Genomic DNA, 26,321 nt, shown 5'->3' on the forward strand with positions numbered 1-26,321 from the left:
GTAGAGTCCCCTCCGTGCCGCGATGCCAGACATGCGGACGGCGCTGGGAAGGCTCTCATGCGCCGTGCCCGCCAGGACCGCCTCCGCAGGGAGACACGCCCTCGCCGTCCCCTGTGCCCGCTGTTCCGGGCTACCAGGTGGACGGCGTCTTCGCGCGAGGAGGCTTCGGCGTGCTGCTGGGCGCCCAGCGCGAAGCGGACGGCCTGCGCGTGGCCATCAAGGTGGCCCGTGGGAGCAACTGGTTGGGCCGCGCCCAACTCGCCCGTGAGTCGGAGGCCCTGCGCGTGCTCGGGCCGCCCACGGTGCCCGCGCTCTACGAGGCGGGCGCCCTGACGGGTGGCGCGCGCTTCCTGGCCATGGAGTACGTGCCGCTGCCCACCCTGGCGGACCGGCTGGCTCGCGCCGCGGGACCGCTGCCCGCCGAAGAGCTGGCGCCTCGCGCGCTGGCCGTGGTGGACACGGTGGCCCAGGTCCACGCACACGGGCTCGCCCACTGCGACCTCAAGCCGGAGCACCTCTTCGTCGACGAAACGACGGGCCGCGTGCGCGTCTTCGACTTCGGCCTGGTGCGGGGCGCCACCACGGAGAGCGCCTCGCAGCCCAGCGATGCCTCCACGCCCAGTGACGCGTCTGGCTTCGCCGGCACCGCGGAGTACATGGCCCCCGAGCAATGTGCGGGCAACGCGGACATCTCCACGCGCACGGACGTGTACGCGCTGGGCGTCCTCCTCTACGAGATGCTCACCGGACGGCCGCCCTTCTTCGGCCCCACCCCGGACGTGCTCCAGGCCCACCTGTCGCTGCGCCCACCGCCCCCGTCCGACTTCGCGCCCGTGCCGCCCGCGGTGGAGGAGGTGGTGCTGCGCTGTCTGGCGAAGGAGCCCGCCCGCCGTCCGGAGAACGCCGCCGCGCTGGGCAGCGCGCTGCGCGAGGCCTTCGAGCACGCCCACCGCGCAACCGAGCCCGCGACGCCTCGGCCCGCGGCGCCGGGCGAACCGCGCCCCGCGCAGGTGCGCCGCTCCGTCGCCATCCTGTTCCTCACCTCGCGCGCCAACCCCGTGTCGCTCCAGAAGGCCCTGGCCTCCTATGGCGGCCACCTGGCCTTCTCCGACGCCCAGCGCATCGCCGCCGTCTTCGACCCGGACGCGGGAGAGAACCCGGTGCGCCGCGCCATGCGCGCCGCGGAAGGACTGGCGGAGCGGGGCCTTTCACCCAACGGCCTCGTGGACGTGTCCGCCGTCACCGTGCAGCGCCGCCCCACCGGCGCGCCGCGCTACCTGGGCGCCATCCTGTCCCGCGAGGACCGCTATCCCAGCGGGCCCGAGGCCCATGGCCTCCTGCTGTCTCCCGCCGCCGCCGAGGCCGTGCCCGAGGTGCCCTGCATGGAGGTGCCGGAGCTGCGGGGCCTGTTGCGCCCCGCGCCGCCGGGCGTCGCGCCTCGTCCGGACATCACCGTCCTCCAGCTCGGCAGCGAGGTGCTGGTGGGCCGCGAGGCGGAGCTGGCCGAGCTGCTGGAGAGCGCACGCTCCGCGGTGGGCGGCGCCACGCCCACCATCGTCACCGTCTTGAGCGAGCGAGGCCTGGGCAAGAGCCACCTGGCCGCCACCCTCGCCCGCCGCCTCCGCCTGCTGCTGCCCCACGCGCGGGTGTACAGCTCGCGCTCCCGGGAGCCGGTGCAGGGCGACCCCGACGGCACCCTGCGCACGCTGCTGCGGTGCGCACTCAACGCCTTCGAGCGCGACGACACGGACACCGAGCAGCAGACACGCGCCGCCATCCTCCAGCGCCTGGGCCCCACGCTGGGCACCGAGCTGTGGCCCGGCGTGGCCGCCACGCTGGGTTGGTACACGCCCGGGGGTCCGGAGCTCCAGAGCTGGGCCGCCGCGCCCGGTGCGCTTCGCTCGCTGGCCATGCGCGCCGCCGGTGAGCTGCTGGCCGCCAATGCCCGCGAGCGTCCGCTGTGCCTCGTCCTGGACGACGGGCACTTCGCGGAGGAGACGGCGCTGGACGCGCTGGAGTACGCCTGCCTCGCCGAGGCCAGTGTCCCGCTGTGGGTGTGCGTGCTGGCGCGCCCGGGCTTCGAGAAGAGCCGTCCCACCTGGGGCACTCGCGCCGCGAAGCAGGCCACGTTGGCCCTGCCGGTGCTGGCGGCCGACCAGGCGCAGTCGCTGTGCCGCCTGCTGCTCAAGCCGGTGGAGAACGTGCCCGCGCAAGCGGTGGAGCGCATCGTCGAGCGCGCGCAATACGTCCCCCTCTACCTGGTGGAGCTGGTGCGCGGCCTCAAGCGCCAGGGCCTGGTGCGCCAGCGCGCGCCGGGAGGGAGCTGGTACCTCGTCACAGACGGGCTGGAGAAGGTGCCCGAGCTGCGGCTGGTGGAGTGGCTGGCGGACCGCGAGCTGGGCGCGCTGCCGCCATCGCTGGCCGCGCACGCGCGCCTGTGCGCGATGCTGGGCACGGACTTCACCGCGGCCACGGCCGAAGGCGTGGTGCGCGAGCTGGAGCGCGAAGGCGCCGCGGGCGGCTTCCCCCTGGACGCGGGCCACGCCACCAAGCGGCTCCTGGACTCCGGCCTGCTGGTGTCCCACCGCCACGATGGGTTGAGCTTCCGCAACGAGCTGCTGCGCGAGGCGGTGGCCTCCACCCTGCCCGCCGCCGAGCGCGAGCACGTCCACCACGCCGCCTACCGCTACTTCCTCAGCGCGGCCGGCGCCGGTGAGCGCCAGCGCCTGCCTCGCCTGGCCCTGCACGCGGCCGCCGCCGGGCGCCGCGACGAGGCCGCCGCGCTCTCCATCGACCTGGCCGAGTCCGCCCGGGGCCGCCACGCGTTCCTCGACGCCGAGGCCATGTACACACGGGCGCTGGAGCTGCTGGAGCCCACCGACGAGCTGCGCTGCCTCACCGCGCTGCGCGGCCGGGGCCTGATGCGCATCCGCATTGGCCGGTATGACGACTCGCTGGCGGACTTCGCCGCGGCCCGCGAGCGCGCCCGCCGGCTGGGCCACACGCGCACGGAGGTGGAGCTGTTGCTGGACGAGGCCATGGCGCTGGACTGGGTGAACGACTACACGCGCAGCGAGGCCCGCGCGCTGGAGGCCCAGCACCTGGCGGCCACCGTGGCCTCGCCCTACGTACAGGCGCGGCTGCTGCTGGCGCTGGGACGCGCCCAGTTCCGCAAGGGTGAGTGGCAGGAGGCGCGCATGCCCCTGGAGGCCGCCGCCGAGCGCGCGCGCCGCCTGGGCGACGCGGGCTATGAGACGCAGGTGGTGGCGCAGCTGCTGCTGGCCGTCATCCTTCCCAACCTGGGCGACATCGACGAGACGGAGCACGTGCTCACCGAAGTCATCACCGCCTGCACCGAGCGCGGTGACCACTTCCACCTGGGCAGCGCCATCAACAACCGGCGCAACTTGTGGGTGGCGCGCAAGGAGCTGTCGCGGGCGCTGAAGGACCAGGAGCGCTTCATGCACCTGGGACGCGAGCTGGGCATGGTGGGATGGGAGTACTTCGCCGAGCACAACCTCGGTGAGCTGCACTACCAGGCCGGCGACGCCGACGCCGCGGCGCCCCACATCGCTCGCGCCATCGCGTTGGAGCGACGGCACCCAGAGGTGGCGTCACGCCCGTGGGCCCTGCTGCTCCAGGCGCGGGCCCTGGCCTGGATGGGCCGGCACACCCGTGCCCGCGAGGTGCTAGCCCAGGTGCGGCACGTGATGGCGGAAGGCCCGCCGGGCGTGGAGCTGAGCCCGTCGGAGGAGGTACTCTTCTCCATGGTGGAGCTGGCCACCCGCGACGCCGCCCCCGAGGCGTGGTGGTCCCTGCGCGAGCGCTCCGCGCAGGTGTCCGTGGAGCAGGAGCCGCTGGAGGTCCTGGAGATGATGGGGCTGGCGGCGCTGCGCCGGGGCGACCGGGAAGAAGCCGCGCGCGTGCTGCGCGAGGCTCTGGAGCGCGCGCGGCACGTGCCCAACCTCATGGAGGGCCGCATCCGCCGCTCCCTGGAGAAGGTGCACGAGTCTTCGTCGACTACGTGAGGCCGAAGGCCATCAACGCGGCGATGAGCACGCCCGCCAGCGACTCGCCCGCGATGGCGCCCGCCGCCAGCGTGGACGTGTTCCGGTCCGCCGCCTGGGGCCAGCGCCAACGCGCCGCCGCCAGTCCCAGCGCGCCCAGGCACAGCGTCACCGCGTAGTAGGCCGGCAGGATGAAGCCGATGCCCAGCGCCACCGGCAGCGGCAGCCACCGCGCCGCCCGGCCACGGGACACCCAGGTGAGCAGCGCGCCCACGCCCACGGCCACGCAGGCCGCCAGGGCCGCGTGAGGCGGCAGCCCGTCCAGCCCTCGCACCGCCACCTCCGCCACCGCGCGGAACTGATGGGCGAAGGGCGCGGGCAGCGCCTCCGAGCCCAGGCCGTACGTCCTGGACAGCAGCAGGTACACCGGCACGCCCACCACCGAGCCCGCCAGCACGCCCACGAGCTGCGCGGCGAGCTGGTGGCGCGCGGAGGCCCCCAGCAGGTGCCCCGCCTTGAGCGACCACATGCTGACGCCCGTCTGCGCGGCCGCGCCTGACACCACGGCGCCCGCGGCGACGTTGGGCGCCATGGCCCCCGGCAGCAGCGCGCCGAAGATGACCTGCGTCACCTGCCCCATCTGCGTCACAGGGGACACGTCCACCTGTCCCGCGCCGCGCGCGCACACCGCGCACAGGGGCAGCACCAGTACCAGCGCCAGCAGCATGTACGGCACGCCGAGGCCGAACAGCGCCGAGCCCACCACCACCGCCAGCACGCACGCCGCCAGGCCCGCGCCCAGCGCCCAGGACGGCACCGCCGCGCCCCGCCCCAGGCTGCTCACGTCACGCGCCGCGCTCAGGAAGTCGCGCGCCTGCGCCAACAGCGCCGCCAGGGCCGAGCCCACCATCAGCCCCACGCCCGGCCACGTGAGCCAGGCGGAGAGCGTCTCGTAGCGCGTGTCCGCCAGCGCACCCATGCCCGCGAGCCCCGGCGCCAGCAGGCCCCACGCCACCGCCGCGCCCGCCAGCATGCTCAGGCCCAGGCGCGGCCCCGTCATCATGCCAATGGCCAGCAGCATGGGGCTCCACCCCACGCCCCACGTCAGCGACGCGGCGGGAAGGCCCGCCAGCGTGCCGGGCAGCGCCGTCATCCCAGGCAGCCATTTGAACGCATCCCGCGCGGCGGTCACCGCCACCGCCGCCACGCCCGCGCCCGCCAGCAGCCGTCCACGGCCCGCGCGGACCGTGTCGCCCGTGGACGCGTGCATCGCGGTAATCAGCTCCGCGGTGGCGATGCCGGTGGGAAACGGCAGGGCCTCCTGGGCTACCAGCCGCCGCCGCAACAGGTGCGCGGCGAGCACGCCCAACACCCCCAGCGCCACGCTCCACACCGCCACACCCCAGCCCGGGACGGAGGTGCCCAGCAGCGCCAGCGCTGGCAACGCGCCCAAGAGGCCCGCCGCCGCCGGCATGGCCCCCACGGCCGCCGCCGCCGTCTGCGTGAGGTTGTTCTCCAACGGCGTATAGGGCGCGCCACGCCTGCGGGACACCGAGGCCAGGGCGCTGAAGCCCAGCACCGCGGCGGTGACGGAGCCGCTCTCCCACCAGCCCGTCTTCAACCCCATGTACACATTGGTGATGGCCAGCAGCCCACCAATGAGCAGACCCATGCCCAGCGCGCGTGTCGTCAACTCCAGCGGCGCGGGGCGCTCCGTCACCAGGGCCAGGGAGGGCGCGGGCGCGACCTCCGAGGGGTCCGTTCCAGAGAGGCCACTCACCGGGTGGCTCATCGCCCCGCCTCGGCGGAGCGGCCCACGAGCTCGCGCAACTGCATCAGGTCCAGCGGCTTGGCAATCTTGGCGTTGGGCACGTCACGCAGGAAGGACACCGTGCGCGGCGTGAAGGCGCCGCCCGTCATGAACACCATGCGTCCAGCTTGCTCCGGGGCGCAGCGGCCCAGCTCGTGGTACAGGTCCATGCCCGTCATCCCGGGCATCATCACATCACAGAGGATGAGGTCGAAACGGCCGCCGTCGCTCACCAGCCGCAGCGCGGCCTGGGCGCTGTTCGCGGTGGACACCTCGTGGTCCGCGGCCAGCGAGCGCTGGAGCGCCAGCGTCACGTTGGGCTCGTCATCCACCACCAGGATGCGCGCGCGCACGTTGGCCTGCATGGTGGCGGACAGGCGCGGTAACACCTCCAGCTCACGCGTGGCGGCGCACAGCACCACGCGGAAGGTGCTGCCCCGGCCCGGCTCGCTCTCCGCCTGGATGGAGCCGCCCATGGATTCGATGATGCCGTGGCAGATGGACAGCCCCAGCCCCGTGCCCACGCCCACCGGCTTGGTGGTGAAGAACGGGTCGAAGATGCGGCCCAGCACCTCCTGGCCCATGCCCATGCCCGTGTCGCGGACCTCCACCACCACCCGGTCCTTCTCTCCGGCGCGGATGACCACGCGAATCTCGTGCTCCACGCCCGGCGTGCCCTCCTCCGGAATCGCCTGCGCCGCGTTGAGCAGCAGGTTGAGGAACACCTGGCACAGCCGCGACTCGCTGGCCTCCACCGGCGCCACCGGCTCGAACTCCGTCACCAGCCGCGCCCGGTGGCGGATGACGTTGTCCGCCATCTTGCACGCCAGCTCCACCGCCCGGCGCACGTCCACCGGCATCAGCCGCGTCTCCTGCTCACCGCGCGCGAAGACCTTCAGGTCGCGGACGATGGTGGCGATGCGCTCCGCGCCTTCCGCTGTCTCACGCACCAACTGCTGCAACGACGCCACGGGCGCCGCGGGCGCCTGGCTCTCCAGTCGCTCCAGCCCTTCGCGGATGAGATGCAGGTTGACGAGCATGTAGGCCAGCGGGTTGTTGATTTCGTGCGCCACGCCCGCGCCCAGCGTGCCCACCGACGCCAGCCGGTCCGCCACCACCAGGTGCGCCTGGAGCTGCTTCCGCTCCGTCGTGTCGCGGTGGACCATGATGTTGGCGATGGCGCGCCCCTCGCTGTCGCGCAGCGGCACGACGACGGACTCGCACCAACAGGTGGTGCCGTCGTGGCGCTTGAACTCCAGCTCTCCGGACCAGCGCCCCTGCTTGTCCAGCGCGGTGAGAACCAGGCCGGTGAGCCGGTCGGGCTCATCCGGGTGCAGCACGCTGAAGAGCGTCTGCCCCAGCGCTTCCGACTTCTGTCGCCCGAACATGCGCTCGGCGCTGGAGTTCCAGTCGATGATGCCGCCACCCAGGTCGGTAATCACCACGCCGTCGTAGATGCTCTCGAAGATGAGCGATTGGCGGTGCAGCTCCTGTTCGGCCAGCTTGCGCGCGGTGATGTCCATCACCGTGCCCGTCACCCGCGCTGGCGCGCCCGAGGCGTCACACAGCACGTCACCCTTGCAGGAAATCCACCGCCAGCCGCTCCCCTGCGGCTCGATGCGGTACTCCACGTCCACCTGCGTCTTCTTCTCCAGCGCGGCGCCCAGCACCTCGCTCACGCGCGGCAGGTCCGCTGGGTGCACCACCTCCGACAGCTCCATGGCGCGGCCGGACAACTTGCCCACGGGAAGCCCCAGCAGCCGGTCCACCTGCTCGCTCCACGTCACCCGGCCGCTCTGCGCGTTCCAGTCCCAGATGCCCACGCGCGCGGCGGTCAGCGCCTGGCGAAGCTGCTCCTCCCGCTGCTCCAGGACTTCGCGCTTGGAGAAGCGGAACACGGTGACGGTGCCGATCTGCAGCCGGTCCCCTTCCATCAACTCGGCGGTGCTGACGGGCACGCCGTTGAGCAGCGTTCCGTTGGTGGAGTCCAGGTCGGTGACGTGGCAGGCACCGTCGCCCGCACGAACGACGCGCGCGTGCTTGCGTGACACCCCGTGGTCGTCGATGCGCACGGTGACGTCGGAACCGCGGCCGATGATGTGCTCGCCCTGGTCCAGGCGGTAGGCCTTGCCGATGGCTGCCGGCGTGGTGGTGCTGATGAGGATGAGGCAGGCTCCCGTGGAGGACGGTGGCGCCAAGGCAAGGCCCGCGCACGTCGTGAGTTCATCCAACGTCGTCATGTAGCAGCCCCCCGACGCTCGCCCGAAGCCCCGCGCTCCCGCCATCCCCGCTCTCTCCGTGCGAAGTTTCACGCCCCCTGAATCCCATCAGTGCCAGGGCCCCTCCGTCCAATCCCCCCCGACTCCAGGGCAGCAGACCTTCCGCCAGCGAACACCCCGCGGACACGCCCACGTCCTCCCCGATGGGTGGCCAACGCCCACACGCCGATGCCGCGGCGCGGCGGGAATTCAGCCCGGCGTCTGAGCAGACTCCTGGGGGAAAGGTGTAAGGATGAGGCACCCCATGGCGGCGGACTCCGAGAGCACCTTTCGCATCCAGGCCCGAGCGGACCTGCATGCATCCGAGCGGGCACAGAGCGAACCTTCCCGTGCGCAACGAGGCCCGGGCACGCTGGCCGGGGAGTACGTCCTCAAGGCGCTGCTCGCCTCGGGCGGGCACGGCAGCGTGTACGAGGCGGAGCACCGCATCCTGGGCCGGCGGGCCGCGGTGAAGGTCCTCCACCCGCACCTGGCGGACCAGGGGGAGATGCTCAAGCGCTTCGTGCGCGAGGCGCGCGTGGTGAACCAGATTCGCCACCCCAACATCGTGGACGTGTATGACTTCGGGCTGATGCCGGACGGCAGCCCCTACTACGTCATGGAGCTGCTCACCGGCCGCACCCTCAGTCAGGTGGTGCAGGAGCGCGGGCGGCTGTCGTCGACGCGCGCGCTCGCGTACCTGGAGCCCGTCTGCGGCGCGCTGGAGGCCGCGCACCGTGCGGGCGTCGTCCACCGCGACTTGAAGGCCAGCAACATCCTCGTCGTGGAGGAAGGTGAGCGCCCCCGGGTGAAGCTGCTGGACTTCGGCATCGCCAAGCTGCTGCACGCCGAGCCTTCGCAGGAAGGGCTCACCATCGCCGGCCAGCGGCTGGGCACCGCGCACGCCATGGCGCCCGAGCAGTTCCGCGGCGGCCCCATTGGCCCGCACACGGACATCTACGCGCTGGGCGTGCTGCTGCATCAACTCATCACCGGCCGCTATCCCTTCCAGTGCGAGGACCGGATGGAGCTGGAGCGGCTGCACCTGGAGGCGCCCGCGCCCCGGCCCAGCGCCATCGCCGCGGTGTCCCCGGCGGTGGACGCGGTGGTGCTGCGCTGCCTGGAGAAGGACGGCAGCCGCCGCTTCGGCAGCGTGACGGCCTTCCTCGCCGCGCTCAGCGAAGCGGCCGAGGAGCCCGTCCAGCCCACGCGCCGCACGCGGCTGGCGCTGGCCGTCCACGCCGAGGTCGTCCTCGCCGCCTCCGCCCAGGATGACGACGCCGTGTACGCGGTGCTCGCGGACGTGCTGGATGGGCTCGAGCAGGGCCTGCGCGGCGGCGGCTTCCTGCTGGCGCTCCAGTCCGGCACCTCCCTGCTGGCCGTACACCCGCTGGACCACGGCGCCCCCAGCGCCGAGCGCACCGAGTACCTGCGCGAGGCGGAGCGTACGCTGCGGGTGCTCCAGGACATGGCGCAGAAGCTGGCGGACCCGGTGAACGCCCGCGTCCACCTCTGCGTCCACCTGGGCCAGGCGGAGACGCGCGGCGACTCCTCGGAGTCGGAAGTCGTGGGAGGCCCCGTCACCGACGTAGGCACATGGCGCCTGCGCACCGCGGATGGCTTCGCACTCACGCCAGCAGCGTCGCTCGCCCTGGAGTTCGACGGGAGCGACTAGCTGACGGAAAACACGTATCTGTTATCAGCTTGCGAGCAGGTGAGCGTGACGTCGTCGCCCATGACACAAACCAGGTGTCTCCGGGCAGACCCCCACCCGAATATTCCCGCCGGGCCATATTTTCTCACGGCTTGAACACCGTCACACTGGCTTCACCCATCAGCGACAGTGTTTTAGTTCGCGTGAGCTGGAACTGATGGCATCCGGGGAGCAGGCATTGCTCGCTCCCCGAAACGGGGGAAAGCCATGCGTCTCATGCCAGCGTTTCTGTCTGGATTCCGAATCAATCACTGCCTGAAACACCTGCGCCGGCCGCGCATCGCCGGAGGGCTGCTGGGCCTGGCGCTGGGATTCGGAGGCGGGGCATGTGGTCCAGCGGAGCTTGCGGGTGATACGTGGACGCTGTGCGAAGCCCACGGGTCGGCCGAATCAGGCAACGGATTGTCGACCAATGGCTTGTCAACCAATGGCCTTTCGACCAACGGACTGTCCACCAATGGTTTATCAACCAATGGGCTCTCCACGATTGGATTCTCCCACTGGTTCAACCAGGACCCCGCACGCGCCGATGAACTCATGCGCTACATCATCCGGTGCGCGGTGAAGGAGAATCAGCAGCGCAAGTACACCAACCCGGTGACGGGGGTGAAGTACACCTGGGAGGGAGGCCTGGGCCTCGCACTCAACTGGGCCACGGGCGCACCGGCGACAGCCCAGGAAGAAGAAATCGTCTCAGCCTGCCTGGCGGCCCATGCGAACAAGTTCGGGCTTCCCGTCGCCATCTCCGTGCTGGGCCGCAACGCGCGGGGCGGTGCCCTGCCGTACACGGAGCAGGAGCTGTCGACGTTCAGCGAGCGGGAGGCGTGCTTCTTCGGCAACCTCTTCGACGGCACCGGCGTCTTCGCGGCCACGGACCGCGGCTACCTGCGCGAGGACGAAAGCACCGTGCGCGCCTGCGGCCTGCCCTCGAACCCCGCCCACTCGGACTGCCTGCCCATCATCCACGCGGGCACCTGCGAGTCGCTCTGCCAACGCGCCGCCACGGCGGCCCTCCCCTTCGACCGGGACGCGGACAGGAAGAACCCACCCCCCTACGGCGAGCCGCCCTATTACGAAACCTGCACGTATAACGGACGGACCTTCCAGCCGCTCACGACGCGTCTGCAGCCACGCGACATCCACCGCTGTGGAGACGGCGTCTGTCAGCTCACGGAACGTTGCGGCGACGGCGTCGAGGCGGGAAGCTGCCAGGCGGACTGCGGCACGTGCCCCTACTGATGCAGCGGGTGCTCGGATGGAACACACTGCCTCCGTCCTGCGGCGCACGCTGTCACCCTCCTTCCGTCCCTTGCCCCTGACCGCCATGACAGTGTTGACTACGCGGGTCTGTCACGACTCGGGGATTTTCCACGAACAGACACCACACCGCTGGAGCCGGACGTGATGACGCTGCGAGCGAGGGTGATGCTGATGTCGGCGGTGGCACAGCGGCGCGGAACACTGCGGCGCGCCTTCGACACGCTCCAGGGCCCCACCGTGAATGGCGTGCGGCTTCGCGCGCCGCGGTCCTCCACACGGGAGGCGGCGCTGCTGGAGGAGACGGTCCGCGAACGGACCGCGGCGCTGGAGGCGGCCAACGTCAAGCTGTCCCGCAGCCTGGAGCAGCTGCGCGCCACCCAGGCGCAGCTGCTGTTCGCGGATCGACTGATTGCGCTGGGCCGCATCGCCGCGGGCGTGGGACACGAAATCAACAACCCGCTGGCCTTCATCCTCAGCAACCTGGAGTACATCCACCAGGAGCTGCAGCAGAAGGAGCACCTGTCCGAGCAGGACCGGCAGGAGGTGCTGGAGGCGCTGGCGGAGACGCGCGACGGAGCAGAGCGCATCCGCCTCATCGTCCGGGACCTGCAGACGCTGTCACGCGCGGAGGACGTGGGCACGGGCCCGTCGGACCTGGGCTCGGTGGTGCGCACGGCGGCGAAGATGGCCATGCACGAGCTGCGGCACCGCGCGCGGCTGGTGGTGGAGTGTGAGGGCCTGCCGCCGGTCCAGGGCAATGGCGCGCGGCTGGGTCAGGTGTTCCTCAACCTGCTGCTCAACGCGGCGCAGTCCATCGTCCCCGGCGAGGTGGAGAAGAACGAGGTCCACATCGTCGCCTGCGAGTCGAAGGCCGGACGGGTGGCGGTGGAGGTGCGCGACACCGGCTGCGGCATTTCCCCGGAGCATCGCGAGCGCATCTTCGACCCCTTCTTCACCACCAAGCCCCTGGGCGTGGGCACGGGCCTGGGGCTGGCGGTATGCCATGGCATCGTGACGTCGCTGGGCGGCACCCTGACGGTGGAGAGCGCCCCGGTGCGGGGCAGCATCTTCCGCGTCACGTTGCCCGTGGCCGGCGCCTTCGCCCAGGCGCCTCGCGCTTCGCAGCAAGCGGACGCGGTGGCCTGAGCGACTCCGGCGCCAGGCTCGCGTCGTACGGCGTCATCCCCTGCATCGGCGGCGCGTAGAGGTGCAGGGACACCGCCCCGTGGCGGGACGCATTGTCGATGCGGTGGATGGTGTCCGGAAACTCCACCAGGAGGTCGCCCTCGTTCGCGCCCACGATGACCTCGGGCACCAGCCGGTCCCCCGCCCACGCGAAGCGCGTCTCTCGCAGCATGCCCCGCACCAGCCAGGAGGCCCCTCCGGAGCCGCCATGGTCATGGACGCGGGACGCCTGCCCGGGGAGCCAGGAGACGAGCAGCAGCTCGCACGCTGTCGTCCGGGCAATCGTCTGCCGCGTGTAGCCCGAGGGCTCGAAGCGCACCAGTTTGTCCAGCAGTCCCCAGTCGACCCTGCTGGAGCGCAGCCGCTCCACCAGCCATGCCATGGAGACGATGTCTTCTGTCTGTTCCGGCAATGGCCAGCCGAGCAGCGCCTGGGCCACCGCGCCGTGCTCCCGCTGGTCGATGATGGGCTCGCGCATGGTGTTTCCCCCGCGTGTGCGACGGAGTGTGAGCACGGAACAAGCCCCTGCCCAGGGAGGGGGGCCGGACATCCGGGCCCGGCGCTTGGACACCCGGCCGCCACCAGAGGATGCCAGCGAGCATGTCAGGACCTACGATGGGTGCGTGCGAGCACTAGGGTGGTGGGATGTGGCCATCGTGGGGGGAGGCGCCAGCGGCACGCTGCTGGCCGTGCAGCTCCTGAGGAGCGCGCGTGCGCCGCTCCACGTGGCCTTGGTGGAGCGGAGCGGGCGGGCGGGCCTGGGACTGGCGTATTCGACGACGAGCCCATGTCACCTGCTGAACGTGCCAGCGGCGCGGATGGGGGCCCTCGCGGACGACCCGGAGCACTTCCTGCGCTGGGTGCGCCGTGAGTTGCCGGACACGGCGCCCGGCGCGTTCGTCTCCCGCCAGCGCTATGGCCGCTACCTGGAGTCGGTGCTGCGCGAGGCGCGCGCCCACGCCGCGCAGGGCGTGCATCTGGAAGTGGTGACCAGCGACGTCGCCTCGGTCGAGGAGACGGACGACGGCGCGGTGCGCGTCGCGCTGGCCAGCGGGGGACAGTTGGAGGCCCGGACCGTGGTGCTGGCCCTGGGCAACGCGCTGCCCTCCAACCTGCGCGTGCCCGACGGCGGGCTATACGCCAGCCGCCGGTATCACCGCTCCCCTTGGGCTCAAGACGCGCTCCGGGGCGTGTCCGCCACCGACGACGTGCTGCTCATCGGCACGGGGCTCACCATGGTGGACACCGTATTGTCGCTGATGGAGATGGGACACCGGGGGCACATCCATGCGCTGTCCCGGCACGGCCTGTTGCCCCACGTGCACCAGGAGATACCCCGGGCAGGCGCCACGACGTATGCCTCGCCCGGCATCCGGGAGGCGCTGCGGGCCCTGCGCCAGGAGGTGCGGCGCGAGCGCGGCGACATGAGCGTGACGGGCACGCACTCCGTTCCCGTGCGCATCCGCCCCATCCTCCACCTCTTGCGCCGGGAGGTGCGGCGCGCGGCGGAGGCGGGCGCGGACTGGCGGACGGTGGTGGACGCGCTGCGGCCCGTGACGATACCGCTGTGGCAGCGGTTGCCGGTGGGCGAGCGACAGCGCTTCCTCCGGCACCTGCGCTCGTACTGGGACGTGCACCGGCACCGGATGGCGCCCTGCATCGGCGAGACGGTGGAGCGGCTGCGGCGCGAGGGCCGGCTGACGCTCCATGCGGCGCGCGTCCGGAGCTTCGCGCTGGAGGCGTCCGGCGTGGAAGTCCGCGTACGCCCTCGGGGCCAGGGCGAGGAGGAGACGCTGCACGTCCAGCACGTCATCAACTGCACGGGGCCAGAGGGCGCCATGACGCGCGGCCATCCGGTGCTGGGTGGGCTGGTGGAGGCCGGGCTGGTGCGCCCGGACGTCCTGGGCATGGGACTGGCCACGGACGCTGACGGCGCGCTGCTGGGCGCGGGTGGACGTGCCTCTGGACGCCTCTACACCCTGGGCCCGCCGCGCCGGGGCGAGTTGTGGGAGACGACGGCCGTCCCCGAGATTCGAGGCCAGGCGCGGGAGCTGGCGTGGCACCTGCTCCAGCGCCTGTCATCCACGCGCGCGCCTCGACCCGTAATGGAAGCGGCGGGCGCTCCGCTCGACGGGTAGCGCCCGGCGTTACTCGGCGGACACCGCCACGATGCCCAGTCCTTCCACCGTGAGTTGCACCCGGTCCCCCGGGCGCAGCATGTGCGCCGCGGTGGCGGCGCCCGCGAGCACGATGCTCCCCGCCGGCAACACCTGGCCGCGCTGGGCCAACAGCTCACACAACTGGATGACGGAGACGACAGGGTCGCCAGAGATGGCATCCGCGCGGGCGGATTGAACGGGCTCGCCATTCACCGACAGGGTCATCTCCAGCCGCGTGAGGTCCATCGCGCGCGGAGGATGCTCGGCGGTGCCCAGCACGAACAGCGAGGACGACGCGTTGTCCGCCACCACGTCCGGCAGGGAGAAGTACTTGAAGTCGCGGTAGCGCGAGTCGAGGATTTCCATCGCCGCGAACACGGACTCGCAGGCGTCCAGCACCTCGTCGCGCGTCACCGTGCCGCGAAGCTCACGCGCGGTGCGGAAGGCAATCTCCGGCTCGATTTTGGGGTGGACGCCCTGTGACAGTTGAATCACGCCGCCAGCGGGCACCTGCATCCGGTCCGTGAGTACGCCATACACGGGCGAGTCCAGGTTCATCTGCTTGCGCTTGGCCTCGGAGGTGAGGCCCATCTTCAAGCCCACCACGCGCTCGCCGTGGGACAGGCGCAGCCGGATTCCGGCCTCCTGGATGGCGTAGGCATCCGGCACGCTCAACGCGGGTTGCTCGCGGGTGAGGGGCGCCACCTCGCGACGCTCCAGCCTGGCCGAGTCCAGGAAATGTGCCAGTGCCTCGTGGTCCACGGTCGCGGTCATCCCCGTCCCTCTCTTGGTCGTTCCGGCCACGCCAGGATGGCGCACCACCCGGATGGTGGCGCGGAGCTTCCGGCACCCGAACGCGGACGCGCAAGTCTCGCGAACGCGGCCCGGCCTGAAGCGGACGCTGGCCTTTCAGCTCGCCGTGCTACATAGCGCAGAGCCCCCGGCCGGGTGGGATTCTCCGAAGGAGCTGTTTTCATGCGATACCCCAGCATCATCGCGGCCCTGCTTTTCACCGCCACCACCGCGAGCGCCCAGGAATACGACGAGCACGCCCACGACGGCTTCTACCTGCGCCTGCAGGTGGGCGGTGGCTATCTCCGAGCCAAGGCGACTGACGTCTCGCCCGATCTCGTGGTGAAGGGCGGCGGCGCCAACATCAACGCGGAGCTCGGCTTCGCGCTCGTCAACAACTTCATCCTCTACGCGAAGTTCTACGGTGCGTCCGCCCCCAACCCGAGCCTCCAGGTGGGGGACCTCACCGTCGAAGGGCAGAACGAGAACTTGAGCGAGAACTTCGGCGCCGTGGGCTTGGGCGTCACCTATTACATCATGCCCGCGAACGTGTATCTGTCCGGTGCGCTCACGTACACGCAGCTCAGCGTCACCGACGACGGTGAGAAGGTGGCCGAGTCGGACATCGGCGGCGGACTGCACCTGGGCGTGGGCAAGGAGTGGTGGGTGAGCAAGAACTGGGGCCTCGGCATCGGTGCCGAGCTGGCCCTGGGCCGCATCCGGAACGAGTCGAACAGCGATAGCTGGAACGTCACCAACGTGTCGCTCGTCTTCTCCGCGACGTACAACTGAGCGGCGCCGCCGCGGAGGCCAGCCTCAGCCCTGCTGGTTGAGGCTGGCCGCGAGCGCGCGCACCGCCACGCGCGGGCTGAAGCGCACGCCCAGGGTCCCCACCCAGTTGAGCAGTCCGTGGATGGAGAGCACCCGGCCGCGCATCATCATCGCGTAGGCATGGGCGGCCACGTCCTCCGCCTTGGCCACGCCCGGCTGCTGGAACAGCCGCGTCTGGCCGTTGCCCGCGCGCTGGGTGAACTCCGTGTGCGTGGCACCCGGACAGTGGCACGTCACCGTCACGCCCGTGCCCTTCAGTTCGTGCGCCAGCGCCTCCGACAGGGACACCACGAAGGCCTTAGTCGCGAAGTACGTGGCCATGAAGGGGCCGGGCTGAAAGGCCGCGGTGGAGGCGACGTTGAGGATGCGCCCGCTGCCCCGCTCCTGCATGGGCCGCGCGAACAGGTGCGACAGCTTCAGGAGGGCGGTGCAGTTGACCTCCACCATCTCCGCCTCCCGCGCCAGGTCCTGCGCCAGGAAGGGACCGCACGAACCGAAGCCCGCGTTGTTCACCAGGAACTCCACCGCCAGCCCCTTCGCGCGCACGGCCTCGAAGAGCTGCTCGGGAGACTCCGGCCGGCCCAGGTCCGCTGGGAAGACGTGTGCCTTCACGCCATGGGCCTGCTCCAGCTTCGCCGCCAGCGCCTCCAGCCGAGTCGCGCTGCGCGCGACCAGGATGACGTCGTGTCCGTCCTTCGCGAACAGGTGTGCGAACTGCTCTCCCAAACCCGCCGAAGCCCCGGTGATGAGCGCCACTTTCCGCGACATGATGTTTCCTCCAGGTGTCGCGTTATAGCCGAGCGGCTCGAGCGTGGCGGTCCCGCCAACATTCATCCACCCCGGCAGGTGGGACTGACGGGCGGCCTCGTGGCTTCAGGGAACGCCCACCCGCTTGCCGCGCCCCGGCGGGGTGGTGAGCTTCCCGTCCACCCAGGGAGGGGCGATCTATGAAGCGGGGCATTCTCACGGGCTTCACCACCGGGCTGCTGATGGCCACCGCGGCCTCCGCATGCCCCACCTGCCGCCCCGACGTGGTGGCCACCATCCTCGATGAGCACTTCTGGGGCCGGTTGTCCCTCACCGCCCTGCCCTTCCTCATCCTTGTGATCGTCCTGGGCGCGCGGTTCTTCGTCGCGCGAGAAATTCCTCCCCCCGTGCCGGTGAAGCAGCGCGCACGGAAACAGGGGCGGGAGCGCTCCCGATGAGTGCCCGGAATCGCGGCCCGCTCGTGCTCGCGGGACTGCTGCTGGGCGTTGGGCCGCGCGGGCCGTGAGGACCCGGCCCCCCCCGGGCGGACTGCGCGTGCCCCACCCCGCGCACTGACAGCGGCTGCACCGCATGGCGCAGCTCGCGACCCCGCGCGCGTTCGCGCAGTGCGGCATTCCTCGAGCCGTCCAGGCGGGCGACCCCGATTCCATGACAGTGGACTGCGGGCGCGCGTGGCGCTGGTGAGGTACGGAGGGGCGGCGTACATTGCGCGCCCTCCCACAGGGCTGGCGGGGTTCACCGTCGCCGGGCCATGGGCAGGCGCTACCGGAGGGCTCGGCCATGGAGAAGGTTCTCAACTACATCGGTGGTGAGCTGCTGCCCGCACGCGGAGGCGGGTGGCTGGACAAGCCCGAGCCCGCGACGGCCGAGACGTATGCCCACGTGCCGGACTCCGACGCGTCCGACGTCCAGCACGCGGTGGAGGCCGCCGCGCGGGCCTTCCCCGCCTGGGCCGCCACCCCGGCCACCGAGCGCTCACGCATGCTGCGCCGTATCGCGGACGGCATCCGGAGCCGCCTGGACGCCTTCGCCCGCGCGGAGTCCATCGACACCGGCAAGCCGCTGTCGGTCGCCTCCACGGTGGACATCCCGCGCAGCATCCTCAACTTCGAGTTCTTCGCGGACGCGGTGACGCAGTTCTCCAGCGAGGCGCACCAGACGGACGACGTGGCCCTCAACTACACCCTGCGCGCGCCGCTGGGCGTGGTGGGCTGCATCTCCCCGTGGAACCTGCCGCTGTACCTGCTGACGTGGAAGATTGCCCCGGCGCTCGCCATGGGGAACTGCGTGGTGGCCAAGCCGTCCGAGGTGACGCCGATGACGGCGTACCTGCTGGCCCAGGTCTGCCGCGACGTGGGCCTGCCACCGGGCGTGCTCAACCTGGTGCACGGCCTGGGCCCCAAGGTGGGCGCCGCGATGAGCGAGCACCCGGACATCAGCGCCATCTCCTTCACCGGCAGCACCCGCACCGGCGCGGAGATTGCCCGCGTGGCCGCGCCCGCCTTCAAGAAGCTGTCGCTGGAGATGGGCGGAAAGAATCCCAACGTCATCTTCGCGGACTGCGACTTCGATGAGGCGCTGGCCACCACGCTGCGCTCGTCCTTCGCCAACCAGGGGCAAATCTGTCTCTGCGGCCCGCGCATCTTCGTCCAGCGGCCCCTCTACGAGCGCTTCAAGGAGGCGCTGGTCACCCGCACGCGCGCGCTCAAGGTGGGAGACCCGCTGGAGGCGGGCACGGACCAGGGCGCGCTGGTGTCGCAGCAGCACTTCGACAAGGTGCTGGGCTACGTGAGCCTGGCGAAGCAGGAGGGTGGCCGCATCCTCACCGGCGGACAGCGCGCCAACGTGCCCGGACGCTGCCGCAACGGCTGGTTCGTGGAGCCCACCCTCATCGAGGGCCTGGACGCGGGGTGCCGCACCAACCAGGAAGAAATCTTCGGCCCGGTGGCCAGCATCATGCCCTTCGACTCGGAGGACGAGGTGCTCGCGTGGGCCAACTCCACCCGGTACGGCCTGGCCGCCAGCGTGTGGACCCAGGACGTGAAGCGCGCGCACCGCTTCGCCTCGCGGCTGCACAGCGGCATCGTCTGGGTGAACACGTGGATGCTGCGCGATTTGCGCACGCCCTTCGGCGGCGTGAAGGACTCCGGTGTGGGACGCGAGGGCGGCTGGGACGCGCTGCGCTTCTTCACCGAGCCGAAGAACGTCTGCATCAAGCTGTGAGCCCCCTACCCCCCCACGTGAGGAGAGCACACCGTGAGCAGTGACAGCGCACGAGTCGATTCGCAGAAGGCCCCCGAACCGGTGGGCCTGTACCCTCACGCCCGGCGCGTGGGCAACCTCCTGTTCCTGTCCGGCGTGGGCCCGCGCGAGCGCGGCACGAAGAAGATTCCCGGTGTGGAGCTGGACGCGGAGGGCAACATCGTCTCGTACGACATCGAGGCGCAGTGCCACTCGGTGTTCCGCAACGTCCGCTACATCCTGGAGGACGCGGGCGCGTCCTGGGACAAGCTGGTGGACGTGACGGTGTACCTCACCGACATGAAGAAGGACTTTCCCACCTTCAACCGGCTGTGGGCGGAGTACTTCAAGGACAACCCGCCGTGCCGCACCACGCTCGAAATCAACCGGCTGCCCACGCCGATTGCCATCGAGCTCAAGTGCATCGCCACCATCGGAGGTGAATGAATGGGCCGCCTGACCCCCATCAACTTCAAGAAGTGGATTGATGAGCACCGCCACCTGCTCAAGCCCCCCGTGGGCAACCAGCAGGTGTGGGAGGACCGGGAGTTCATGGTCACCGTCGTCGGCGGGCCCAATGCGCGCACGGACTTCCACATCAACGAGGGCGAGGAGTTCTTCTACCAGCTCGAGGGCACGATGAACCTGCGGGTCATCGACGAGGGCCAGGTGCAGGACATCCCCATCCACGAAGGGGAGATATTCCTGCTGCCGCCCAACGTGCCCCACTCGCCCCAGCGTCCCGCGGGCACAGTGGGCCTGGTGCTGGAGCGCCGCCGCCAGCCGAAGGAGCTGGATGGCTTCATGTGGCTGTGCCCGCAGTGCGGCGAGAAGCTCTACGAAGAGTTCGTGCATGTCACCAACCTGGTGACGCAGCTTCCGCCCATCTTCGAGCACTTCTACGGCAACCCCGACAACTGCACCTGCAAGAAGTGCGGGACGAAGGTGGTCAAGGGAGGTCCCGCCCGTTGAAAGTCGACATCCACACGCACCTCCTCCCCGCCCACCTGCCGCGCTTCGCCGAGCGCTACGGCTACGGCGGCTTCATCACCCTGGACCACCATGCGCCCTGCCGCGCGCGCATGCTCCGGGATGACGGCAAGTTCTTCCGCGAAATCGAAAGCAACTGCTGGGACCCGGTGAAGCGCATCGAGGAGTGCGACGCGGCCGGCGTCCACGTCCAGGTGCTGTCCACGATTCCCGTCATGTTCGGCTACTGGACGAAGCCCGAGCACGGCGCGGACCTGGCGCGCTTCCTCAATGACCACCTCGCCTCCGTGGTGCACGCGCACCCCAAGCGCTTCGTGGGCCTGGGCACGGTGCCGCTCCAGTCCCCGGAGCTGGCGGTGCGCGAGCTGGAGCGCTGCGTGAAGGAGTTGGGGCTGGCGGGCGTGCAGATTGGCTCGCACGTCAACGACTGGAACCTGTCCGACCCGGCGCTGTTCCCCTTCTTCGAGGCCGCCAGCGAGCTGGGCGCGTCCGTCTTCGTCCACCCGTGGGACATGATGGGCGAGGCGAAGATGCAGAAGTACTGGCTGCCGTGGCTGGTGGGCATGCCGGCCGAGGTGTCGCTGGCCATCTGCTCCGTCATCTTCGGCGGCGTGCTGGAGCGGCTGCCCAAGCTGCGCTTCGCCTTCGCGCACGGCGGCGGCGCGTTCCCACACACGCTCGGCCGGATTCAGCACGGCTTCGAGGCCCGGCCTGACCTGGTGGCCGTGGACAACAAGGTGCCGCCCCGGGACTACCTGGGCCGCTTCTGGGTGGACTCGCTGGTCCACGACCCGGAGGCGCTGCGCTACATCGTCCGGCTCTTCGGGCAGGACAAGGTGGCGCTCGGCAGTGACTACCCCTTCCCCCTGGGCGAGGACCGCCCGGGCACGCTCATCGAGTCCCTGACCGAGCTGGAACCCGCCGCGCGGGAGCGGCTGCTCTGGCGCAACGCCTTCGATTGGCTGGGACGCGCCCCCGAGGACTTCGCACCATGACGACGCCGTACCTCTTCGAGGACTCCGAGTCCTTCGCGCGGAAGTTGGACGCGGAAGACGCGCTGCGCGGCTACCGCGACGCGTTCCACTTCCCGCCCGGCCCGGACGGCAAGCCGGTGGTGTACCTGGCGGGCAACTCGCTGGGCCTCCAGCCGCGCAACGCCGCGCGCTACATCCAGGAGGAGCTGGAGGACTGGGCGCGGCTGGGCGTGGAGGGACACCACCACGGCCGCCACCCGTGGCTGCACTACCACGAGCTCGTCACCGAGCATGCCGCGCGGCTGGTGGGCGCCAAGCCGTTGGAAGTGGTGGTGATGAACACCCTGTCGGTGAACCTGCACCTGATGATGGTGTCGTTCTACCGGCCCACGAAGCAGCGCTTCAAAATCCTGGTGGAGGCCGGCGCCTTCCCGTCGGACCAGTACGCCGTCGCCTCCCAGGTGCGCTTCCACGGCTACGACGCGCGCGAGGCCGTGCTGGAGCTGAAGCCGCGCGAGGGCGAGGAGACGCTGCGCACCGAGGACATCCTCGAAACCATTGAGCGTCACGGCCACGAGGTGGCGCTGGTGATGCTGGGCAGCGTGAACTACCTCACCGGGCAGGCGTTCGACCTGGCCGCGATTACGAAGGCCGCGCACGCCAAGGGCTGCTTCGTCGGCTTCGACCTGGCGCACGGCGCGGGCAACCTGAGGTTGTCGCTGCACGACGACGGACCGGACTTCGCGGTGTGGTGCTCGTACAAGTACCTCAACGCCGGCCCGGGCGCGCTGGGCGGCGTGTTCGTCCATGAGCGGCACGCGCACACGAAGGACCTCCCCCGCTTCGAGGGCTGGTGGGGCCACGACAAGCAGACGCGCTTCCAGATGGGGCCCACCTTCAGCGCGCTGCCGGGCGCGGAGGGGTGGCAGCTGTCCAACCCGCCCATCTTCCAGCTCGCGGCGCTGCGCGCGTCCCTGGAGCTGTTCGACCAGGCTGGCATGGCGGCGCTGCGCGCCAAGAGCGAGCGGCTCACCGGCTACCTGGAGTTCCTGCTGGACCGGCTGCCCGAGGGATTCGTGCGCATCACCACGCCCCGGGACGTGAAGCAGCGCGGGGCCCAGCTCTCCCTGCGCTTCCGCGGCGAGCCCCAGGGCCTGCTGAAGCGCCTGGGAGACGCGGGCATCATCTGCGACTTCCGCAAGCCGGACATCATCCGCGCCGCGCCCGCGCCGCTCTACAACTCCTTCACGGACGTGTACCGCTTCGTGAAGACGCTGGAGGGCCACGCCCGTGAGTGAGGCGCGCAAGGACACCGTCACCGTGGTGGGCGCGGGGCTGGTGGGCTCGCTGCTCTCCATCTACCTGGCGCGCCGGGGCCACACCGTGGAGCTGCTGGAGCGACGCCCGGACATGCGGCGCGAAACAGTCGACGGGGGCCGCTCCATCAACCTGGCCATCTCCACGCGCGGGCTGCATGCGCTCCGGCAGGTGGGCCTGGAAAACGAGGCGCTGAAGCACGCCATCCCCATGCGCGGGCGGATGATTCACCCGCCGCAAGGCGAGCTCGTCTACCAGCCCTACGGCAAGGACGACTCGCAGCACATCAACGCGATGTCGCGCGGGTGGCTGAACGCCTTCCTCATGACGGCGGCGGAGGCCACCGGGAAGGTGCGCATCCGCTTCAAGCAGCGGGTGACGGATGTGGACTTCGGCTCGGGCGCGCTCACGGTGCACGACGACGCCACCGGAGAGGCGCGCCAGGAGCCCGGCCGCGTGGTGTTCGGCACGGACGGCTCCGCCTCCGCCATCCGCCAGGCCTTGGAGAAGCGGCCGGACTTCAAGGGGACGCAGGAGCAGCTCGGCCACGGGTACAAGGAATTGACGATTCCGGCGGGCCCCGGCGGCGCGTTCCAGATGGAGAAGCACGCGCTCCACATCTGGCCTCGCGGCACGTTCATGTTGATCGCGCTGCCCGACGAGGAAGGCAGCTTCACCTGCACGCTGTTCCTGCCCTGGCAGGGGCCGGTGAGCTTCGCGTCCCTGGACACGCCCGCGAAGCTGGAGGCGTTCTTCGGCGCGCAGTTCCCAGATGCGAAGGCGCTCATCCCGGACCTGGTGGAGGCGTTCTTCTCGCGTCCCACGGGCAGCATGGTGACGGTGAAGGGCGCGCCCTGGCACGCGGGTGGGCAGACGCTGCTGCTGGGCGACGCCGCGCACGCCATCGTCCCCTTCTTCGGCCAGGGGATGAACTGCGGCTTCGAGGACTGCGTCGTCCTGGACCAACTGCTGGGACAGGGCGCCGGCTGGGAGCAGGTCTTCACGGACTTCGAACGCCTGCGCAAGACGAACGCGGACGCCATCGCCGACATGGCGGTGGAGAACTTCGTCGAGATGCGCGACAGCACTGGCGACCCGCGCTTCCTGTTTCGGAAGGCCGTGGAGAAGGTGCTGCTCAACGCCTTCCCGGGCGAGTTCGTCAGCCGCTACTCCCTGGTGAGCTTCAGCCACGTGCCTTACCGGCTGGCCTATCAGATGGGTGCGCTGACGGACGGCATCGTCTCCGAGCTGAGCGAGGGCCTGCCTCGGGCGGAAGACGTGGACCTGAAGCGCGCGGCGGAGCTCATCCGGAGCCGGCTGACACCATTCATGAAGGAGCACGCTGATGGATTTCGGACTGAAGGGTAGACGCGCGCTGGTGATGGGCGCGTCCGCGGGGCTGGGTTACGCCATCGCGGAGGCGTTGGTGAAGGAAGGCGCCACGGTGGCCATCTGCTCGCGCGGTGGCGAGAAGCTGGAGCGCGCGGCGAAGGCGCTGGGCGCGGCGCTCGCGGTGCCGTGCGATTTGACGCAGCCCCAAGCCGCGAAGGCGCTGGTGGAGACTGTCACCGCGAAGCTGGGCGGCGTTGATGTCCTCGTGGTGAACACGGGCGGGCCACCGTCAGGTGGCTTCGAATCCCTGACGGCAGAGCAGTGGCAGCTCGGCTTCCAGAGCCTGTGGATGGCCGCGGTGGATGGCATCCAGGCGGTGCTCCCGGGGATGAAGGAGCGCCAGTGGGGCCGCATCGTCCTGGTGACGTCGCTGGCGGCGCGCGAGGCGATGAACAACCTGACCATCTCCAACGGCCTGCGCGCGGGCCTGCTCGGGTTGGTGAAGACGGTGAGCAACGAGGTGGCGCAGCACGGCGTCACGCTGAACGCGGTGCTGCCGGGCTACCACGCCACCGAGCGCATGCAGCAGCTCGGGCTGACGGACGAGAAGGTGGCGCCGCAGATTCCCGCGCGGCGGCTGGGCCGCCCGGAGGAGCTGGCCGCGCTCACGGCGTTCCTCGCCTCCGAGCAGGCGTCCTACATCACCGGGCAGTCCATCGCGGTGGACGGCGGCGCGCAGCGAGGCTTCTGAGCGCGTCCAACGACGCGGGCCTGGCCGGGCGCCTCGTCTGGCCCGGCTCAGTCCGCGGCGGCCCGAGTGAACAACCGGCCGCCCTGCTTGCGCCGGCGATAATCCTCCTCCCACGCCGCCATTTCCGCGGCATGCGCCTCGGCGACACGCCGCGCATCGGTCTCGCGCACGTCCTCCATGAGCTTCTTCATGTCCGCGACCTCCACGGCGCTCTCCTCCCCGTCCGACGCGACTCTGACGTAGCTGCCGTCGTCGAGCTTCCGCATACGGCCCGCCGCGACTTCCTCGTCGAAGTTGACCGCCTTGGCCTCGGAGAGCGCCGCCAGGAGCTCAAGCTGCGAATCAAAGCTCTCCCGCGGAAGGAGCGGCATGTCCGGGAAGTCCCTTTCGTACACGCTGCTTCGAGGCTCCCCGCCCACCTCCTTCCGAAGCGGCACCACCACGGTGGTGAGGTGATGATTGAAATGCGCGATGAGGAGGTCGCTGCTCAGCCACCCGAGCGGCAGGCCCACGAGCGCCACGGTCACCATCGTCCCCACCCACGGCATCCGCCAGCGCACCATGAGCTGGGAGCACACACCGAACGTCATCAGGATGCCTCCCACCAACGTCGACTGGCTGAACATCACGATGGGGTCACGGAAGAGCTCGAACTGAACCCATCCCGCGAGCAGGGGCCCGGCCCACATGGCGGCGCACCCCCAGATGAGGTGACGCTTCATCTGCGGCATCACACTGGGTTTTCCCTCCTTCAGTTGCCGCCGTATCGCCAGCACATGCAACAACCCCGCGAGGCCGATGGCCCCGACCCCATAGAGGAGCGTTGGGACCGCGGCGCCCACCGGCGAGCCCTCGAACACGGCCTGGATGCCCCGGGAAAGGCCCATGGTCACCAAAGCGCTCCCAAGGATGTAGACCAGCAAATAGACGATGCCCACGCCCCACACTTACCGTGGATTTCAGGCAAACCCAACCGCGCCCATGCAAAGCCTCACATCAAGGACTGCACCGCGGCCACGACGTGGGGCCACTCCCGCGAGCGCGGGTCGATGACCTCGAAGTGCCCCGCTCCCGGCAAGGTGACGCAGCGGACGTCGTCTCCCAGCTCACGGCCGCGCGCACAGAAGTCCTCGCTCATCGACACGGGCACGGTGTCGTCCTCCGTTCCGTGGACGAGCACCTGGGCCACCCCGAGCGGCTGGAGCGACGCGGGCGAGGCGGTGCGGTAGCGCTCCGGCACCGAGGACGGCGTGCCGCCCAGGAAGGTCTCCACGATGCCGTCCCCCAGCCGGTGCGCGAACGCGCGCGGCAGGTCCACGACGCCCGCGAGCGGCACCACGCCATGCAGGGGCAACGGCGCCGCACTGTAGAGCGCATCGCCGGGCCGCAGCCGGTGCCTGGCCCCCAGCCACGCCGCCAGGTGCCCTCCCGCCGAGTGGCCGAGCGCCACGACGCGTGAGAGGTCCAGCGCATGGGCCTGTGCGAGCGTGCGCAGGAAGTCAGTGCCGCGCGCCACGTCCTCCAGCGTGCCGGGCCAGCCACCGCCGTCGTGCCCCACGCGCCGGTACTCCAGACTCCACGTCGCGAAGCCGCGCCGGGTCAGGTCCGCGCACAGGTGCCCGGCATGCTCCAGGTCGTACTTCGCGCGCCAGAAGCCGCCATGGATGACGACCACCACCGGGTGCGGCCCAGGTCCTTCGGGCATTCGCAGGTCCCCGAACTGGTGGGGTTCCCTGCCATACGCCATGCGCGCATCCGCGGTGGGAGCGGGCGTCTCCAGGACCCACATCGAACTCATGCGGACATCCTACTCCGCGGCATCCGCCCGCCTGCCTGGCGCCGACCGGGGAGCCCTCCCCACGGCGTGCGGCCCACGTCCCAGACGCCCGCAACGGGCCTATCCAGACCGGCCGCCCCCGGCCGCCCCAGTGC

At 70.8% G+C, this 26,321-nt stretch carries 21 protein-coding genes; 14 read left to right on the forward strand and 7 right to left on the reverse strand.

Annotated elements, in window-relative coordinates; all coding sequences use genetic code 11:
- The first annotated feature begins 14 nt into the window (after positions 1 to 14).
- On the forward strand, positions 15 to 4,028 hold the full coding sequence (locus FMQ63_RS02580) for a protein kinase (RefSeq protein ID WP_011551054.1): 4,014 nt from the start codon (positions 15 to 17) through the stop codon (positions 4,026 to 4,028).
- On the opposite strand, the gene FMQ63_RS02585 is transcribed toward FMQ63_RS02580, so the two are convergent.
- Complete coding sequence (locus FMQ63_RS02585) at positions 4,021 to 5,799, reverse strand: OPT/YSL family transporter (RefSeq protein ID WP_011551053.1); 1,779 nt, start codon at positions 5,797 to 5,799, stop codon at positions 4,021 to 4,023. The genes FMQ63_RS02580 and FMQ63_RS02585 overlap by 8 nt on opposite strands.
- A complete protein-coding gene (locus FMQ63_RS02590; RefSeq protein WP_225909753.1) occupies positions 5,796 to 8,057 on the reverse strand; it encodes a PAS domain S-box protein in 2,262 nt (753 codons plus the stop codon). Before FMQ63_RS02590 ends, FMQ63_RS02585 begins: the two co-directional genes overlap by 4 nt.
- A gap of 283 nt (positions 8,058 to 8,340) precedes the next feature.
- Here FMQ63_RS02590 and FMQ63_RS02595 point away from each other — a divergent pair, with 283 nt between their 5' ends.
- From FMQ63_RS02595 to FMQ63_RS02605, 3 genes are all read left to right on the forward strand, one after another.
- Positions 8,341 to 9,750 carry a serine/threonine-protein kinase gene (locus tag FMQ63_RS02595; protein ID WP_020478153.1) on the forward strand — a complete coding sequence of 470 codons (1,410 nt, stop codon included), beginning with the start codon at positions 8,341 to 8,343 and terminating at the stop codon, positions 9,748 to 9,750.
- Between the two features lie 576 nt (positions 9,751 to 10,326).
- The gene (locus tag FMQ63_RS02600) at positions 10,327 to 11,028 is read left to right on the forward strand and encodes a hypothetical protein (RefSeq protein ID WP_228556353.1); all 702 of its coding nucleotides are present in this window, start codon (positions 10,327 to 10,329) and stop codon (positions 11,026 to 11,028) included.
- Positions 11,029 to 11,193: 165 nt separating this feature from the next.
- Positions 11,194 to 12,195, forward strand: a complete 1,002-nt coding sequence (locus FMQ63_RS02605) for a sensor histidine kinase (RefSeq protein WP_020478152.1) — start codon at positions 11,194 to 11,196, stop codon at positions 12,193 to 12,195.
- Here the strand turns inward: FMQ63_RS02605 and FMQ63_RS02610 are convergent.
- Positions 12,125 to 12,712, reverse strand: coding sequence for a cysteine dioxygenase family protein (locus FMQ63_RS02610; protein ID WP_011551048.1), 588 nt, complete (start codon positions 12,710 to 12,712; stop codon positions 12,125 to 12,127). The two genes, FMQ63_RS02605 and FMQ63_RS02610, sit on opposite strands and share 71 nt — an antisense overlap.
- A 145-nt stretch (positions 12,713 to 12,857) precedes the next feature.
- Between FMQ63_RS02610 and FMQ63_RS02615 the strand changes: the two genes are divergently transcribed.
- Positions 12,858 to 14,372, forward strand: a complete 1,515-nt coding sequence (locus tag FMQ63_RS02615) for an FAD/NAD(P)-binding protein (RefSeq protein WP_225909752.1) — start codon at positions 12,858 to 12,860, stop codon at positions 14,370 to 14,372.
- Positions 14,373 to 14,381: 9 nt separating this feature from the next.
- Here the strand turns inward: FMQ63_RS02615 and FMQ63_RS02620 are convergent, their stop codons facing one another.
- Positions 14,382 to 15,167 (reverse strand): 2-keto-4-pentenoate hydratase, encoded by a 786-nt coding sequence (locus FMQ63_RS02620; protein WP_011551046.1) that lies wholly within the window; start codon positions 15,165 to 15,167, stop codon positions 14,382 to 14,384.
- A 201-nt stretch (positions 15,168 to 15,368) separates the two neighbouring features.
- On the opposite strand from FMQ63_RS02620, the gene FMQ63_RS02625 reads away from it, so the two are divergent.
- Positions 15,369 to 15,977 (forward strand): outer membrane beta-barrel protein, encoded by a 609-nt coding sequence (locus FMQ63_RS02625; RefSeq protein ID WP_043611911.1) that lies wholly within the window; start codon positions 15,369 to 15,371, stop codon positions 15,975 to 15,977.
- Between the two features lie 24 nt (positions 15,978 to 16,001).
- Here the strand turns inward: FMQ63_RS02625 and FMQ63_RS02630 are convergent, their stop codons facing one another.
- A complete protein-coding gene (locus FMQ63_RS02630) occupies positions 16,002 to 16,784 on the reverse strand; it encodes an SDR family oxidoreductase (RefSeq protein WP_011551044.1) in 783 nt (260 codons plus the stop codon).
- A gap of 179 nt (positions 16,785 to 16,963) precedes the next feature.
- Here FMQ63_RS02630 and FMQ63_RS02635 point away from each other — a divergent pair, with 179 nt between their 5' ends.
- The 8 genes from FMQ63_RS02635 (at position 16,964) to FMQ63_RS02670 (ending at position 24,389) form a co-directional block, all read left to right on the forward strand.
- Positions 16,964 to 17,221, forward strand: a complete 258-nt coding sequence (locus FMQ63_RS02635) for a hypothetical protein (RefSeq protein ID WP_011551043.1) — start codon at positions 16,964 to 16,966, stop codon at positions 17,219 to 17,221.
- A gap of 343 nt (positions 17,222 to 17,564) precedes the next feature.
- Positions 17,565 to 19,007: an aldehyde dehydrogenase gene (locus FMQ63_RS02640; RefSeq protein ID WP_011551042.1), complete on the forward strand. Its 1,443-nt coding sequence runs from the start codon at positions 17,565 to 17,567 to the stop codon at positions 19,005 to 19,007.
- Positions 19,008 to 19,040: 33 nt separating this feature from the next.
- Positions 19,041 to 19,472 (forward strand): RidA family protein, encoded by a 432-nt coding sequence (locus FMQ63_RS02645; protein ID WP_011551041.1) that lies wholly within the window; start codon positions 19,041 to 19,043, stop codon positions 19,470 to 19,472.
- Positions 19,473 to 19,997 (forward strand): 3-hydroxyanthranilate 3,4-dioxygenase, encoded by a 525-nt coding sequence (gene nbaC / locus FMQ63_RS02650; RefSeq protein WP_011551040.1) that lies wholly within the window; start codon positions 19,473 to 19,475, stop codon positions 19,995 to 19,997. It abuts the gene before it with no gap.
- Positions 19,994 to 21,010 (forward strand): amidohydrolase family protein, encoded by a 1,017-nt coding sequence (locus FMQ63_RS02655; RefSeq protein WP_011551039.1) that lies wholly within the window; start codon positions 19,994 to 19,996, stop codon positions 21,008 to 21,010. The genes nbaC and FMQ63_RS02655 overlap by 4 nt, the downstream gene beginning before the upstream one ends.
- Positions 21,007 to 22,287, forward strand: coding sequence for a kynureninase (gene kynU, locus FMQ63_RS02660; RefSeq protein WP_011551038.1), 1,281 nt, complete (start codon positions 21,007 to 21,009; stop codon positions 22,285 to 22,287). The genes FMQ63_RS02655 and kynU overlap by 4 nt, the downstream gene beginning before the upstream one ends.
- Positions 22,280 to 23,674 carry an NAD(P)/FAD-dependent oxidoreductase gene (locus FMQ63_RS02665; RefSeq protein ID WP_011551037.1) on the forward strand — a complete coding sequence of 465 codons (1,395 nt, stop codon included), beginning with the start codon at positions 22,280 to 22,282 and terminating at the stop codon, positions 23,672 to 23,674. Before kynU ends, FMQ63_RS02665 begins: the two co-directional genes overlap by 8 nt.
- The gene (locus tag FMQ63_RS02670) at positions 23,652 to 24,389 is read left to right on the forward strand and encodes an SDR family oxidoreductase (protein WP_011551036.1); all 738 of its coding nucleotides are present in this window, start codon (positions 23,652 to 23,654) and stop codon (positions 24,387 to 24,389) included. Before FMQ63_RS02665 ends, FMQ63_RS02670 begins: the two co-directional genes overlap by 23 nt.
- Positions 24,390 to 24,436: 47 nt before the next feature.
- Here the strand turns inward: FMQ63_RS02670 and FMQ63_RS02675 are convergent, their stop codons facing one another.
- Both FMQ63_RS02675 and FMQ63_RS02680 read right to left on the reverse strand, forming a co-directional pair.
- A complete protein-coding gene (locus tag FMQ63_RS02675; protein ID WP_225909751.1) occupies positions 24,437 to 25,327 on the reverse strand; it encodes a hypothetical protein in 891 nt (296 codons plus the stop codon).
- A 53-nt stretch (positions 25,328 to 25,380) separates the two neighbouring features.
- Entirely contained in the window at positions 25,381 to 26,187 is an 807-nt protein-coding gene (locus FMQ63_RS02680; RefSeq protein WP_011551034.1) for a S9 family peptidase, read from the reverse strand.
- Between the last annotated feature and the right edge of the window lie 134 nt (positions 26,188 to 26,321).

Origin of the sequence: Myxococcus sp. CA005, from assembly GCF_006518205.1 — a bacterium.
GTDB lineage: Bacteria > Myxococcota > Myxococcia > Myxococcales > Myxococcaceae > Myxococcus > Myxococcus xanthus.